This is a genomic window from Plantactinospora sp. BC1, assembly GCF_003030345.1.
Lineage (GTDB): Bacteria > Actinomycetota > Actinomycetes > Mycobacteriales > Micromonosporaceae > Plantactinospora.
Genome location: NZ_CP028158.1, coordinates 5,410,949 through 5,424,961 on the forward strand (window position 1 = coordinate 5,410,949; position 14,013 = coordinate 5,424,961).

Consider the following 14,013-nt stretch of genomic DNA (forward strand, 5'->3'; position numbering starts at 1 on the left):
TCGGGCCGGCCGGGCGGAGCCGGCGACAATCCGCTGGACGGCGGTGAACGGGTCGAACGGCGTACCCGGGTGTCGATCAGACAGGTGTTCGAATATCCTGAGCGTGGGTATCCGGCCGGCGAGGAGGTCGGGATGACACCGCTGCTGCGCGCCGCCCTGGAATACGCCGCTGCCGGCGTACCCGTGTTGCCGTTGCACTCTCCGACCGCGACCGGCTGCACCTGCCGCCGGCCCGACTGCGACCGCCCGGGCAAGCATCCCCGCTGGCACCGCAGCCTGCTCCGGCACGGTCTGCACGACGCCAGCACCCGGCCGGAGGTGATCCGGCGGTGGTGGACCCGCTGGCCGGAGGCGAACCTGGCACTGCGTACCGGTGACCGGTTCGACGTCTGTGACGTCGACCCGCCGGACGGGGTCGCCGCGCTGCGTGCCGTGGTCCGCGAGCGCCGGATCACCGGGCCGGTGGTCCGGACCGGTTCCGGCGGCTGGCATCTCTACCTGCGGCCGACCGGCGCCGGCAACCGCAGCGGACTGCTGCCCGGGGTGGACTGGCGCGGAGCCGGCGGCTACGTCGTCGCCCCGCCGTCCCGGCACGCCAGTGGCCGGGACTACCGCTGGATCCGCCGGCCGGACGTCCCGCTCGCCGACTGCCCGCCGGAGCTGACCGCGCTGCTCTTCCCGCCGGCACCGCCGGCCCGGCCGGGAATTCCCGGGTCGGGCGGCGCCGACCGGCTGCGGCATCCCGACCGGTACGCCAGCGCCGCGCTCGCCGCCGAGGCCAGCAGCGTGGCCGGCGCGGTGACCGGCACCCGGAACACCACGCTCTACCGGGCGGCGTACCACCTCGGTCAGCTCGCCGCGGTGGAGCTGCTGGACGAGCGGGACATCACCGTGGTGCTGGCCGACGCCGCCCGGCGCAGCGGGCTGGGCCGGTACGAGATCGCCCGGACGATCCGCTCCGGGCTGCGCACCGGTCGCCGGCATCCCCGGTACGGTCTCGCCGCCTAGCTGGGTCGCCGACCGCGTCTGATTACATCTCGCGCCGCCGGTCACCTCGACCGGCGACACCCGGGTGGGGAGACTGTCGAGCTGCCCCACCGGTGCACCCGCACCCGAGCCTCCGCACTCAGGCCCGCGCCCCGCCGGCCGCCGTGCGGACAACCGGGTGGGGTGCCCCACCCGTGCACCCAGCTCGACAGCGCGCGCCAGGCACTCTCCCGCCCCGGCCGGGCCGCTCCGGCGCCGGTGGTCGGCTCGGTCGGGAAGAAGAACCCCGCCGAGCCGGGGAGCCACGGGGCCGCAGGCGGTTCGTCGCTCAGCCGGCCGTGGTCGCCCAGGCGGTGGCGAGCAGGGTACGGGTGTCGGCGAGCAACTGCGGCAGCACCTTGGTCCGGGCGATCACCGGCATGAAGTTGGCGTCCCCGCCCCACCTCGGCACCACGTGCTGGTGCAGGTGGGCGGCGATGCCGGCGCCGGCCACCCCGCCCTGGTTCATCCCGATGTTGAAGCCGTGCGCGTTGCTGACCCGCCGGACCACCCGCATCGCCGCCTGGGTGCAGTCGGCCAGCTCGGCCGTCTCCGCGACGTCCAGCTCGGTGTAGTCGGCGACGTGCCGGTACGGGCAGACCAGCAGGTGCCCGGGGTTGTACGGGTAGAGGTTGAGCACCACGAAGACCCGCTCGCCCCGGTGCACCACGAGGTTCTCCTCGCCCTCCCGCTCGGGTGCGAGGCAGAACGGGCAGCCGGCCGGCTTCTCGTGCCCCTCCCCCGGCCGGTCCGGACCGGAGATGTAGGTCATCCGGTGCGGGGTCCAGAGCCGATCGAGCCCGTCGGGCATGCCGAGTTCCGCGTGGGGCGCCGCGCCTGTCACGCCGACGATCCTACGACCCGGCCTCGCCACCGGTCGGTCCGGCGGTCGGACCGGTGTTGACCCGGGACCGGACCACCTCCACCACGTGCGCCACCGCGTCGGCGAGCGGTACCCCGTTGCGCTGCGACCCGTCCCGGTAGCGGAACGAGACCGCCCCGGCCTCCACGTCGGCGTCCCCGGCGATCGCCATGAACGGGATCTTCTGCTGCTGGGCGGTACGGATCTTCTTCTGCATCCGGTCGTCCGAGGTGTCCACCTCGGCGCGGATCCCCTCGGCGCGCAGCGCGGCGACGAAGCCGTGCAGGTGGGTGGCGTGCTCCTCGCGGATCGGGATGCCGACCACCTGCACCGGGGCGAGCCAGGCCGGGAAGGCTCCGGCGTAGTGCTCGGTGAGCACCCCGAAGAAGCGCTCGATCGAGCCGAAGAGCGCCCGGTGGATCATCACCGGCCGCTGCCGGGTGCCGTCCGCGGCCTGGTATTCCAGACCGAACCGCTCCGGCTGGTTGAAGTCGACCTGGATGGTGGACATCTGCCAGGTACGCCCGATGGCGTCCTTGGCCTGCACGCTGATCTTCGGCCCGTAGAAGGCCGCCCCGCCCGGGTCCGGCACCAGGTCGAGCCCGGACGCCTCGGCGGCGGTCTTCAGTGCCTCGGTCGCCTCCGCCCAGTCCTCGGCCGAGCCGATGAACTTCGGCGAGTCGTCCCGGGTCGACAGCTCCAGGTAGAAGTCGTCGAGGCCGTAGTCGCGGAGCAGGTCGAGGACGAAGGCGAGCAGGGTGGTCAGCTCGCCCGGCATCTGCTCCCGGGTGCAGTAGATGTGCGAGTCGTCCTGGGTCAGCCCGCGTACCCGGGTGAGCCCGTGCACCACGCCGGACTTCTCGTACCGGTAGACGGTGCCGAACTCGAAGAGCCGCAGCGGCAGCTCCCGGTACGACCGCCCGCGCGCCCGGAAGATCAGGTTGTGCATCGGGCAGTTCATCGCCTTGAGGTAATATTCCGCGCCCTCGAACCGCATCGGCGGGAACATCGTGTCGGCGTAGTACGGCAGGTGGCCGGAGGTCTCGAAGAGCTGCGCCTTGGTGATGTGCGGGCTGTTCACGAACTCGTAGCCGGCCGCCTCGTGCCGCCGTCGCGAGTAGTCCTCCAGCTCGCGCCGGATGATCCCGCCCTTGGGGTGGAAGACCGCCAGGCCGGAGCCGATCTCGTCGGGGAAGCTGAAGAGGTCCAGCTGGGCGCCGAGCTTGCGGTGGTCGCGCCGGGCCGCCTCCTCCAGCACCTTCAGGTACGCCTTGAGCGCGTCCCGGGTCGGCCAGGCGGTGCCGTAGACCCGCTGGAGCTGCGGGTTGCGCTCGTTGCCCCGCCAGTAGGCGGCGGCCGAGCGCATCAGCTTGAACGCGCCGATCAGCCGGGTGCTGGGCAGGTGCGGTCCCCGGCACAGGTCGGACCAGCAGACCTTGCCGCTCTCGGCGTCCAGGTTGTCGTAGATGGTGAGGTCACCGGCGCCGACCTCCATCACCTCACCGGCGTCGAAGCCCGTCCCGCCACCCTCGGTGCCCGCGCCCTTGACCTCGATCAGCTCAAGTTTGAACGGCTCGTCGGCGAGTTCGGTGCGGGCCGCGTCCAGGCTGTCGAAGCGGCGCCGCCGGAACCGCTGCCCGGACTTGACGATCTCCTGCATCCGCTTCTCCAGCCGGTCGAGGTCCTCCGGCTGGAACGGGCGGTCGACGTCGAAGTCGTAGTAGAAGCCGTTGTCGATCGGGGGGCCGATCCCGAGCTTCGCCTCGGGGAAGGTGTCCTGGACGGCCTGGGCCAGCACGTGCGCGGTCGAGTGGCGCAGCACGTTGAGCCCGTCCGGCGAGTCCAGCCGTACCGGCTCGACCACGGTCTCCACCTCGGGCGCCCAGTCCAGGTCGCGGAGCTGGCCGCCCGGGTCGCGGACCACCACGATCGCCCCGGGGCCGGCGTGCGGCAGATTCGCCGCCGCCACCGCCTCGGCCGCCGTCGTCCCGGCCGGGACGACGACGGGGTCGGCACCGACGGGGGTACGGGGTTGGGACACGGTGGCTCCTTACGATCTTGGACGAATCGGGCATCACCGAGGGGATCGGCTTGCCCAGATGCTATCGGTCCTGCGTTTTCCTCCTGCCGGCGCCGCTGCCACGGCGTTAGATTGACGCCGTGGCACCCGTCGACGCCGTGAGCGCACTACAGCGTAGATACCAGACCTTCTTCGGCACCGGGCCGGGCGTACCGTTCGCGGTGGCGCCGGCCGGTGGGCCGGTGCGGACCTTCGGCACCGGAGCACCGCAGTTCACCATCGTGGTCAAGGACGAGCGGGGCGCCAAGGCACTTGCCGCGCTCGACCAGTTCGCCGTCGCCGTCGCCTACCTCCAGGGGTCGCTGGACGTCGAGGGCGACCTGGCAGCGGCGCTGCGGATGCGCTCGTTCTTCACCGACCGGCATCCGATCGCCTTCGTCGGCCGGTTCCTGCCGACGCTGCTGCGCGGGCGGCGCGAGGACGACCGGCGGGCCATCTCGCACCACTACGACGAGGACTCCGAGTTCTTCCTGACCTTCCTCGACCACCGGCACCGCTGCTACACCGAGGGGGTCTTCGCCTCCGACGACGAGCCGTTGGAAGACGCGATGACCCGCAAGATGGACCTGGCGCTGGAGGCGATCGGGGTCGGCCCCGGCGACCACGTGCTGGAGGTCGGCGGCGGCTGGGGCGCGTTCAGCGAGCACGCCGCCCGCCGGGGCGTACGGGTCACCACCACGACGTTGTCGGTGGAGTCGGAGCGCTTCCTCACCGAGCTGTTCGACCGCGAGCGGCTGCCGGTGCGGGTGGTCCGGGAGCACATCTTCGGCTACTCCCCCGGCGAGCGCTACGACGCGATCGTGAACATGGGGGTCACCGAGCACCTGCCCGACTACCGCACCACGCTGCGCAAGTACGCCGAACTGCTCCGGCCCGGCGGCCGGGTCTACCTGGACGCGCTGGCGATGCGCCGCAAGCACGTCGTCTCGACCTTCATGAAGCGGTACGTCTATCCGGGCGGCTCGGCCCCGCTGCTGCTGCACCAGTACCTGCGGCACGTGGCGCACTCGCCGTTCGAGCTGCTCAATCTCGTCGACGACCGGCACAACTACTACCTGACCTGCCGGGAGTGGGCGCGTCGGCTGGACGACGCCCGGGACGAGATCGTGCGGCGCTGGGGCGAGCCGCTGTACCGGCGATTCCGGCTCTTCCTCTGGGGCTCGGCGGCCGGCTTCGACACCGGGATGGTCCAGGCGTACCGCTGGGTGCTGCAACTGCCGCCGGCCCGCTGAGGCCGCAGGGCCCGGCGACACACGGACGCCCGTTATCGGATCGTTATTGCCCGGCGGATGTCCATGGGAGCGCTCCCGAATAGGGTCGGGCAGGAGCCGAGAACGACGATCGTCGATCGCAGCGGTCACCGTACGGCGGGGAGCGGCGCCGGACGTGCGGGAACCTGCCGCCGGAAGGACGTCCCGTGCCCACCCGACCTCCCGCCGCACTGCTCACCGCCGCCCTGCTGCTGACCCTGGTCGGCATCGGTGTCGGCGCCCCCGCCCCGCCGGCCGCCAGCGCCCCCGCCGCCAGCGTCGCCGCGCTGCCCTACCAGGACCCGGCGCTGCCGGTCGCCAGCCGGGTCGACGACCTGCTCGGCCGGATGAGCCTGGACGAGAAGATCGGCCAGATGACCCAGGGCGAGCGCGCCTCGGTCACCCCCGCCGACATCACCAGCTACCGGCTCGGCTCGGTGCTCTCCGGCGGCGGCTCCGCGCCCACCCCGAACAACGCCACGAGCTGGGCCGACATGTACGACCGGTTCCAGAACGCCGCCCTCGGCACACCGCTGGGCATCCCGATGATCTACGGCTCGGACGCCGTACACGGGCACAACAACGTGGTCGGCGCGACGATCTTCCCGCACAACATCGGCCTCGGCGCCACCCGCGACCCGGAACTGGTCCGGCGGATCGGCCGGGCCACCGCCGAGGAGGTCGCCGGCACCGGGGTGAACTGGACCTTCGCCCCCTGCCTCTGCGTGGCCCGCAACGACCGCTGGGGCCGTACCTACGAGTCGTTCGGCGAGGACCCCGCCCTGGTCAGCTCGATGACCACCGTGATCGACGGACTCCAGGGCGACTCGCTGGCCGGGCCCGCGTCGGTGCTGGCCACCGCCAAGCACTACCTGGGCGACGGCGGCACCACGAACGGCACCGACCAGGGCAACACCCAGCTCTCCGAGGCCGAGCTGCGGGCCGTACACCTGCCGCCGTTCGCCGAGGCGGTCCGCCGGGGCGTCGGCTCGGTGATGATCTCGTACAGCAGTTGGAACGGGCAGAAGCTGCACGGGCACGACTACCTGATCAACGGTCTGCTCAAGGGCGAACTCGGCTTCGACGGCTTCGTGGTCTCCGACTGGAACGGCATCGACCAGCTCGACGGCGCCACCGGATTCACCGCCGCCGAGGTGCGGCAGGCGGTGAACGCCGGCATCGACATGGTGATGGCGCCGACCGGCTGGCGACAGTTCATCACCCACCTGCGCGCCGAGGTGCAGGCCGGCCGGGTGAGCCAGGCCCGGATCGACGACGCCAACCGGCGGATCCTGACCAAGAAGTTCGAGCTGGGCCTCTTCGAACGGCCGCTGGCCGACCGGTCGTACACCTCGACGGTGGGCAGCGCGGCGCACCGGGCGCTGGCCCGGGAGGCGGTGGCGGCCTCCCAGGTGCTGCTGAAGAACGACGGCGGCATCCTGCCGCTGGCCGCCGCGAACAACCGGATCTTCGTGGCCGGCAAGAGCGCCGACAACATCGGGTACGCCAGCGGCGGCTGGACGGTCTCCTGGCAGGGCGGCAGCGGGGCGATCACCCCCGGTACCAGCATCCTGCAGGGGATCCGGAACGCGGTCGCCTCCTCCAGCACGGTCACCTACAACGCCAGCGGTACCGGCATCGACAGCTCCTACCGGGCCGCGATCGCGGTGGTCGGCGAGACGCCGTACGCCGAGGGGCGCGGGGACCGGCCGAGCGGGATGGGACTGGACGCCACCGACCTGGCCACCCTGGACCGGCTGCGCGCCTCCGGGGTACCCGTGATCGTGGTGCTGGTCTCCGGCCGGCCGCTGGACATCGCCGGCCAGTTGCCGAACTGGCGTGCCCTGCTCGCCGCCTGGCTGCCCGGCACCGAGGGCGCCGGGGTGGCCGACGTGCTCTTCGGGGTACGCCCGGCCACCGGCAAGCTGCCGGTGAGCTGGATGAGCAGCGCGAGCCAGCAGCCGATCAACGACGGCGACGGCAAGACGCCGCTCTTCCCGTACGGCCACGGTCTCGGCTACGCCGGCCAGCCGCCCGGCACCCCGCCGCCGAGCACCCCGCCGCCGAGCACCCCGCCGACGGGTGCCGCCTGCCAGGTGACGTACGCGGTCGACGAGTGGGGCGGCGGATTCTCCGCGAACCTCACCATCCGCAACACCGGTACCGCCGCACTGACCGGCTGGACCCTCGGCTTCGGCTTCCCCGCCAGCGGGCAGCGGGTGGTGCAGGGCTGGTCGGCCCGGTGGACCCAGTCCGGCAGCGACGTCACCGCGACGAACGAGAGCTGGAACGGCACCCTCGCGGCGGGCGCCTCCGTCGGGATCGGCTTCACCGGCAGCCACACCGGCAGCAACCCCCGGCCGACGGCGTTCACCCTGAACGGACAGTCCTGCGGCACCGGCTGAATGATGCCCGGTCCGCCCGGAGTCGCGCTGGTGGCACAATCCGGGCGGACCGCCGCACCAGCCACCGATTCACCCGACTTGCCATGGGCAGTACGGTCATCAGGTGGCCACCGTCCTCCTGGTCGAAGACGACCATGTCGTACGCGGCGCCATGCTGCGCTCCCTGGCCGACCGCGGGCACGCGGTGCACGCGGTCGGTACGGCGCTCGACGCGCTGCGCCGGGTCGCCGCCGAAACCCCCGACCTGGTCGTACTCGACCTCGGGCTGCCCGATCTGGACGGCGCCGACGCGCTGCGGATGCTGCGCGGCATCACCGACGTACCGATCATCATCGCCACCGCCCGGGACGACGAGCAGGCGATCGTCCGGCTGCTCCGGGCCGGTGCCGACGACTACATGGTGAAGCCGTTCACCGGCGCCCACCTGGACGCCCGGATCACCACGGTGCTCCGCCGGGTCGGCCGGGCGAGCCGGACGGTCGAGCCGGCCGTACACTCCGTCGGCGGGCTGCGGATCGACGTCGGCGAACGGAGCGCCCTGCTCGACGGGGTGCCCCTGGCGCTGACCCGCAAGGAGTTCGACCTGCTGGCCTATCTCGCGGCGCGGCCCGGCCGGGTAGTGTCCCGCCGGGAACTGTTGGAGGAGGTATGGCGGCAGCCATCGGTCGGCGAGGATCAGACCATCGACGTACATCTGTATTGGCTCCGCCGCAAAATGGGCGAGTCCGCGGCGAAGCCCCGCTACCTGCGCACCGTGCGGGGGGTCGGATTCCGGTTGGTGGTACCGGACTGAGGCTTGCGCTGGCCTACCTCGGGGCCGGCATGACCACCATCGTCGCGCTCGCCTTCCTGATTCCGCTCGGCACGGCGCTGCAACGCGACGCCCGGGAGGACGCGCTCGGCGACGCGGCCCGGCGCAGCGCGGTGGTCACCGGCGCGCTCGCGGTCAGCGCTGACCCGGCGGCGATCCGCCGGGTCGTCGAGTCGACCGCCGGCAACACCGGCAGTCCACCGGTCGTGCACGGCCTGTCGCTCGGCGGCAACCCCCGGGCCGCCGCCGGTGACGTCGACCGGGCGATCCGGACCGGCACCCCGGTCGTCGCCGAGGTCGCGGGCGGCGTCGTCCGGCTCGAACCGGTACCGGTCGCCGGCCGGGTGCTGGTGGTCGAGGTCTTCGTCTCCGAGGCGGCGCTGACCGCCGGTACCGGCGGCACCTGGCTGATGCTGATCCTGGTCGCGATCGGGCTGGTGATCGCCTCGGTGATCGTGGTGGACCGGCTCGCCGGCAAGGCGGTCGCCTCGGCCCGGGGGCTGGTGCAGGCGGCGCTGGCCGTCGGCGACGGCGACCTGGACGTACGCATCCAGCCGAGCGGGCCCCGCGAGCTGGCCGAGGCCGGGTACGCCTTCAACCGGATGGCGGACCGGCTCGTCACCTCGCGCACCGACGAACGGGAACTCGTCGCCGACCTGTCACACCGGCTGCGTACCCCGCTGACCGTGCTGCGGCTCGACGCCGACGCGCTCGACTCCGACGACACCAGCGTCGGGAACTTCAGCGCCGCCGAACTGGACCGGCGCCGGACGATCCGCCGGATCCGGCAGGCGATCGTGACGCTGGAGGGCGAGATCGACGTACTGATCAACACCACCCGGAAGACGGTCGCCCAGGAGGCCGCGCCGGGCAGCTGTGACGTCAGCGAGGTGGTCCGGGACCGGATGGTCTTCTGGTCGGCGCTGGCCGGCGACCAGAACCGGTCGCACCGGGTCATCGGTGCGCACACCCGGATCCCGGTGCCGGTGCCCCGGGCGGAGCTGGCCGCCGCGCTGGACGCGGTGCTCGGCAACGTCTTCCGGTACACCCCGCAGGGCACCGCGTTCGAGGTCGCGGTCACCCGCCGGGACGGCTACATCGCGGTACGGGTGGACGACGCCGGCCCCGGCATCGCCGACCCGGACCGGGCGCTGCGCCGGGGGGCCAGCGACCGTGGCTCCACCGGGCTCGGCCTGGACATCGCCCGCCGGGTGGCCCAGCAGGCGAACGGCTCGGTCAGCATCGACCGGGCCCGCCTCGGCGGGGCGAGCGTGGTCATGCTGCTGGCCGACCCGGACGCGGCGCCCCGACAGGTCAGCCGGTTCGGGCTGGTCGGTCGGCTGGCCCGGGAGAAGGACGCGGTCACCCGCCGCCGCTGGTCCCGGCCGCGCTCCTCCGGCGACTGACCCGATCCTCCGACGACTCCGGCGACTGACCCGATCCTCCGGCGACCGAGCCCCCTCTCCCGGCCGGATCGGGCGTCCTGGCAAGGAGTTTCTGGTTCCGCGCAAGTCTTCCTTAGGTCTGGATTAACGCGCGTCCGAGCGGCCCGCCCCGGTGGCAACATCGAACCCGATCCCATCCCGCTCCACCGGGCCAACCACCCACAGATGTTTGCCCCGATCCGGCCCGTGGAGCCTGGCGCGCGGCGGAAGCACGGTCCCCCACACCTGGCTTCCGTCGCGCGCCGACACCAACGGCAGAGGTCGGGCCGGCGTACCGCGGCGACACGCGCGGGGCGTACCGGTCGATCTCGGCCCCGTGATCGCTGACCCGGCGCGGCCGCCCGCAGCACCCCGCGCCGGGTCAGCCTGTCTTCACCGGTCGGCGCTCGGTCCGGACCGGTACCCGGCCAGGTAGGCGTCGATCTCGGCGATCAGCTTGTCCCGCTCCGGTGCCGCCAGGAACGAGGCGGTGACGGCGTTGCGGGCCAGTCCGGCCAGCCCGGCGGCGTCGAGGTCGAGCAGCCGGGCGGCGACCGCGTACTCGTCGTTGAGGGTGGTGCCGAACATCGGCGGATCGTCGGAGTTGATCGTCACCAGCAGGCCGGCCTCGACGAGCCGGGGCAGCGGGTGCTCCTCGATCGAGCCGACCGCCCGGGTCCGGACGTTGGAGGTCGGGCAGACCTCCATCGGGATCTGCCGCTGCGCGAGGTGTTCCAGCAGCGCCGGGTCCTGGGCCGCCGAGATGCCGTGCCCGATCCGCTCCGCGCCCAGCTCGCGCAACGCGTCCCAGATGGTCCCCGGCCCGGTGGTCTCGCCGGCGTGCGGCACGGAACGCAGCCCGGCCGCCCTCGCCTGGTCGAAGTACGGCTTGAACTGCGGCCGGGGCACGCCCACCTCCGGGCCGCCGAGCCCGAAGCTGACCAGGCCGTCCGGCCGCTCGTCGAGGGCGATCCGCAGGGTCTGCTCGGCCGCCGGCAGCCCCGCCTCGCCGGGAATGTCGAAGCACCAGCGCAGCGAGATGCCGAGTTCGCTCTCGGCGGCCCGCCGGGCGTCCTCGATCGCCTCGCAGAACGCGGGTGCCGGGATCCCCCGGTGCACGTGCGAGTACGGCGTGACCGTCAGCTCCGCGTACCGGACCTGCTGGCGGGCCAGTTCCCGGGCCACCTCGAAGGTGAGCAGCCGGACGTCGGACTCGTCGCGGATCAGGTCGACCACGCTGAGGTAGATCTCGACGAAGTGGGCGAAGTCGCGGAACTCGAAGTAGCTGGCGAGGGCCTCGGGGTCTGCCGGTACCCGGGTCCGGCCCTCGTGCCGGGCGGCCAGCTCCGCCACGATGCGCGGCAGCGCGGAGCCGACGTGGTGCACGTGCAGCTCCACCTTGGGCAGTCCGGCGATGAAGGCCGAGAGGTCGGTCACGGAAACTCCCTACTGACGTGCGCCGGTACGGGCGACGAAGAAGACGCGGCGGAACGGAAACTGCACCAGCCCGTGCCGGACGGGGTACGCCTCGACCAGTCGCTCGGTCAGCGCGGCCCGGAAGTCGTCCCAGGCCGTACCCGCGCCGCCCAGCGCGGCCCGGACCGGACGAAGCGCCGTCCCCTCCATCCAGCCCAGCACCGGATGGTCGGTGGCGCCGGAGGCGGGGAGCAGGTGCACGTAGGTAGTTTCCCAGGCGTCGACGGCGCAGTGCGCACCGGTCAGCAGGGTGGCGTAGCCGGCCACGTCGGAGACCGGGTCGGCCCGGAGCAGGTCGGCGACCAGGTGTCGCCAGCGCGGGGTGTCGGCCACCTCCCGCAGCGCCCGGTGCGAGGCGGCGTCGAAGTTGCCCGGCACCTGGACCGCCAGCCAGCGGCCGGGGCCCAGTTCGCGGGCCCAGCGCAGCAGCAGCTCCTGGTGTCCGGGCACCCATTGCAGCACGGCGTTGCAGACCAGCACGTCGACCTCGGGGTCGGGTGTCCAGGTCCGGGCGTCCGCCAGGGCGAACTCGACCCGACCGCCGGACGGGGCGCCGGACGGGGCCGGCGGGGCGGCGCGGGTGGCGGCGGCGATCATCTCGGCCGAGGAGTCGAGCCCGACGATCCGGGCGGCCGGCCAGCGGGCGGCCAGGGTCGCGGTCAGGTGGCCGGGACCGCAGCCCAGGTCGACCACCGTCCGGGGCCGCTGCGCGGCGACCCGGCCGAGCAGGTCGTGGAAGGGCCGGGAGCGCTCGTCGCCGTACCGGAGATAGCTGGCCGGATCCCACATGACTCTCCTCCAAACCGTACGTACGTCTTGCTTACCATACCGGCACCGTCCCGCCCCGGCAGGCCGGAATCCGTCCCGGGATAGGCTCGCCGACGTGGAAAAGCGGAGATTCCCGCGGTTGAACCGCGAGGTCGGCGTCGTCGGGCTCGGCGCCTGGCAGCTCGGCGCCGACTGGGGCCAGGTCAGCGAGTCCGAGGCGCTGTCGGTGCTGACCGCCGCCGTCGAGGGCGGAGTCACCTTTCTGGACACCGCCGACGTCTACGGCGACGGACGCAGCGAACAACTGATCGGCCGGTTCCTGCGCGAGCGGCCCGACGCCGGGCTCACCGTCGCCACCAAGATGGGCCGCCGGGTGCCGCAGACCCCCGACGCGTACGTCCTGGAGAACTTCCGGGCCTGGACCGACCGGTCCCGGACGAACCTCGGCGTCGACGTGCTCGACCTGGTGCAGTTGCACTGCCCGCCCACCCCGGTCTTCTCCACCGACGCCGTCTACGACGCCCTGGACACCCTGGTCGCGGAGGAACGCATCGCCGCGTACGGAGTCAGCGTGGAAACCTCCGACGAGGCGCTCGCCGCGATCGCCCGCCCCGGAGTGGCCAGCGTGCAGATCATCCTCAACGCGCTGCGGCACAAGCCGGTCGAGCGGGTACTCCCGGCCGCCCTCGCCGCCGGGGTCGGCATCATCGCCCGGGTACCGCTCGCCAGCGGCCTGCTCTCCGGCCGCTACGACGAGCACACCACCTTCCCGAGCGACGACCACCGCAACTACAACCGGCACGGTGAGTCGTTCGACGTCGGCGAGACGTTCTCCGGGGTGGACTACGAAACCGGACTGGAGGCCGTACGGCGACTGCGTCCGGCGGTGCCGGAGGGGGCCACGATGGCGCAGTTCGCGCTCCGCTGGATCCTCGACCGGCCCGGCGTCACGGTGGTCATCCCCGGTGCCCGCAACGCCGAACAGGCTCGCGCCAACGTCGCCGCCGCCGCGCTCGCGCCACTGTCGGCCGAGGCGACCGAGACGGTGGACGCGGTCTACACCGAACTCGTCCGACCGCAGGTGCACGACCGCTGGTAGGCCGATCGACCGGAGCGCACGGCCGCACCGCGCGGCGACGTGCGCTCCGGCGTACCGCGCGGTTGACTGGGCGCAACGGGTTCGTCGCCGAACGGAGGCGACCGGTCGGGGCCGGAGCAGATGCGACCGGTTCGTCGCGGCGGCGACCCGACGTCGTCCCGGAAAGGACCGACGTCGTCCCGGAAAGGAGCAGCGAGACAGATGAAGGGATGGCTCCCGCTCACGCTCGGGCTGCTGGCCGTCGTCATCGGCGCCGTCTGGACGCTACAGGGGTTGGGCCGGCTCGGCGGCAGCGTGATGACCGGCGAACCGCTCTGGGCGGTGATCGGCCCGGTGGTGGTGGTCGCCGGGCTGGTACTCGTGGTGCTGGGCCTGCGCGCCCGGAACCGGGGTACACCGCCGCCGCCCTGACCGGCACCGCCCTGACCGGCGCCGCAGGCAGGCCGACAGACCGCCGGCAGGGCCGACAGACCGGATACGCGTCGAGCCCCGCGGGGCCGCGGGGCTCGACGTGGATCCCAAAGCAATCGAAACTCGGGCCGGCGGGGGCCGGCCGTCACGGAATCAGATGGGGCGAACCTGCTCCGCCTGCGGCCCCTTCTGGCCCTGAGCGATCTCGAACTCCACCCGCTGGTTCTCCTCCAGCGTGCGGTAGCCGCTGGTCTGGATGGCCGAGAAGTGGACGAACACGTCAGCACCCCCGCCGTCGACGGTGATGAAGCCGAAGCCCTTGTCTGCGTTGAACCACTTCACGGTTCCCTGCGCCATGTGTATCTCCTTCTAAAACTGGCGGCCGAGCACGCCGTGCGGCC

Annotated in this window: 12 protein-coding genes; 7 read left to right on the forward strand and 5 right to left on the reverse strand. The window is 72.8% G+C overall.

The annotated features are described in order from the left end of the window. Positions 1–132 precede the first annotated feature (132 nt). Positions 133–1,008, forward strand: coding sequence for a bifunctional DNA primase/polymerase (locus C6361_RS23615; RefSeq protein ID WP_107271137.1), 876 nt, complete (start codon positions 133–135; stop codon positions 1,006–1,008). Between the two features lie 307 nt (positions 1,009–1,315). Here the strand turns inward: C6361_RS23615 and C6361_RS23620 are convergent, their stop codons facing one another. Next, entirely contained in the window at positions 1,316–1,837 is a 522-nt protein-coding gene (locus C6361_RS23620) for an HIT domain-containing protein (RefSeq protein WP_107262884.1), read from the reverse strand. A gap of 43 nt (positions 1,838–1,880) precedes the next feature. Next, positions 1,881–3,929: a threonine--tRNA ligase gene (gene thrS / locus C6361_RS23625; protein ID WP_107269045.1), complete on the reverse strand. Its 2,049-nt coding sequence runs from the start codon at positions 3,927–3,929 to the stop codon at positions 1,881–1,883. 119 nt (positions 3,930–4,048) lie between these two features. Between thrS and C6361_RS23630 the strand changes: the two genes are divergently transcribed. The 4 genes from C6361_RS23630 to C6361_RS23645 all read left to right on the forward strand — a co-directional run bounded on the left by C6361_RS23630 (position 4,049) and on the right by C6361_RS23645 (position 9,840). Beyond that, positions 4,049–5,200 (forward strand): class I SAM-dependent methyltransferase, encoded by a 1,152-nt coding sequence (locus C6361_RS23630; RefSeq protein WP_107262886.1) that lies wholly within the window; start codon positions 4,049–4,051, stop codon positions 5,198–5,200. 185 nt (positions 5,201–5,385) lie between these two features. Beyond that, on the forward strand, positions 5,386–7,623 hold the full coding sequence (locus tag C6361_RS23635) for a glycoside hydrolase family 3 N-terminal domain-containing protein (protein ID WP_107269046.1): 2,238 nt from the start codon (positions 5,386–5,388) through the stop codon (positions 7,621–7,623). A gap of 103 nt (positions 7,624–7,726) precedes the next feature. Then, positions 7,727–8,416, forward strand: a complete 690-nt coding sequence (locus tag C6361_RS23640) for a response regulator transcription factor (RefSeq protein WP_107262887.1) — start codon at positions 7,727–7,729, stop codon at positions 8,414–8,416. A 29-nt stretch (positions 8,417–8,445) separates the two neighbouring features. Continuing rightward, positions 8,446–9,840, forward strand: a complete 1,395-nt coding sequence (locus C6361_RS23645; protein WP_107262888.1) for a HAMP domain-containing sensor histidine kinase — start codon at positions 8,446–8,448, stop codon at positions 9,838–9,840. A gap of 411 nt (positions 9,841–10,251) precedes the next feature. Here C6361_RS23645 and C6361_RS23650 read toward each other — a convergent pair whose 3' ends face one another. Both C6361_RS23650 and C6361_RS23655 read right to left on the reverse strand, forming a co-directional pair. Continuing rightward, positions 10,252–11,295 carry an adenosine deaminase gene (locus tag C6361_RS23650; RefSeq protein WP_107269047.1) on the reverse strand — a complete coding sequence of 348 codons (1,044 nt, stop codon included), beginning with the start codon at positions 11,293–11,295 and terminating at the stop codon, positions 10,252–10,254. A 9-nt stretch (positions 11,296–11,304) separates the two neighbouring features. Beyond that, positions 11,305–12,123 carry a trans-aconitate 2-methyltransferase gene (locus tag C6361_RS23655; RefSeq protein WP_107269048.1) on the reverse strand — a complete coding sequence of 273 codons (819 nt, stop codon included), beginning with the start codon at positions 12,121–12,123 and terminating at the stop codon, positions 11,305–11,307. 94 nt (positions 12,124–12,217) lie between these two features. Between C6361_RS23655 and C6361_RS23660 the strand changes: the two genes are divergently transcribed. Continuing rightward, a complete protein-coding gene (locus C6361_RS23660) occupies positions 12,218–13,201 on the forward strand; it encodes an aldo/keto reductase (RefSeq protein ID WP_107269049.1) in 984 nt (327 codons plus the stop codon). A gap of 201 nt (positions 13,202–13,402) precedes the next feature. Then, positions 13,403–13,612, forward strand: coding sequence for a hypothetical protein (locus tag C6361_RS23665; RefSeq protein ID WP_107262892.1), 210 nt, complete (start codon positions 13,403–13,405; stop codon positions 13,610–13,612). A gap of 153 nt (positions 13,613–13,765) precedes the next feature. Here the strand turns inward: C6361_RS23665 and C6361_RS23670 are convergent, their stop codons facing one another. Next, a complete protein-coding gene (locus C6361_RS23670) occupies positions 13,766–13,969 on the reverse strand; it encodes a cold-shock protein (RefSeq protein ID WP_007075740.1) in 204 nt (67 codons plus the stop codon). Between the last annotated feature and the right edge of the window lie 44 nt (positions 13,970–14,013).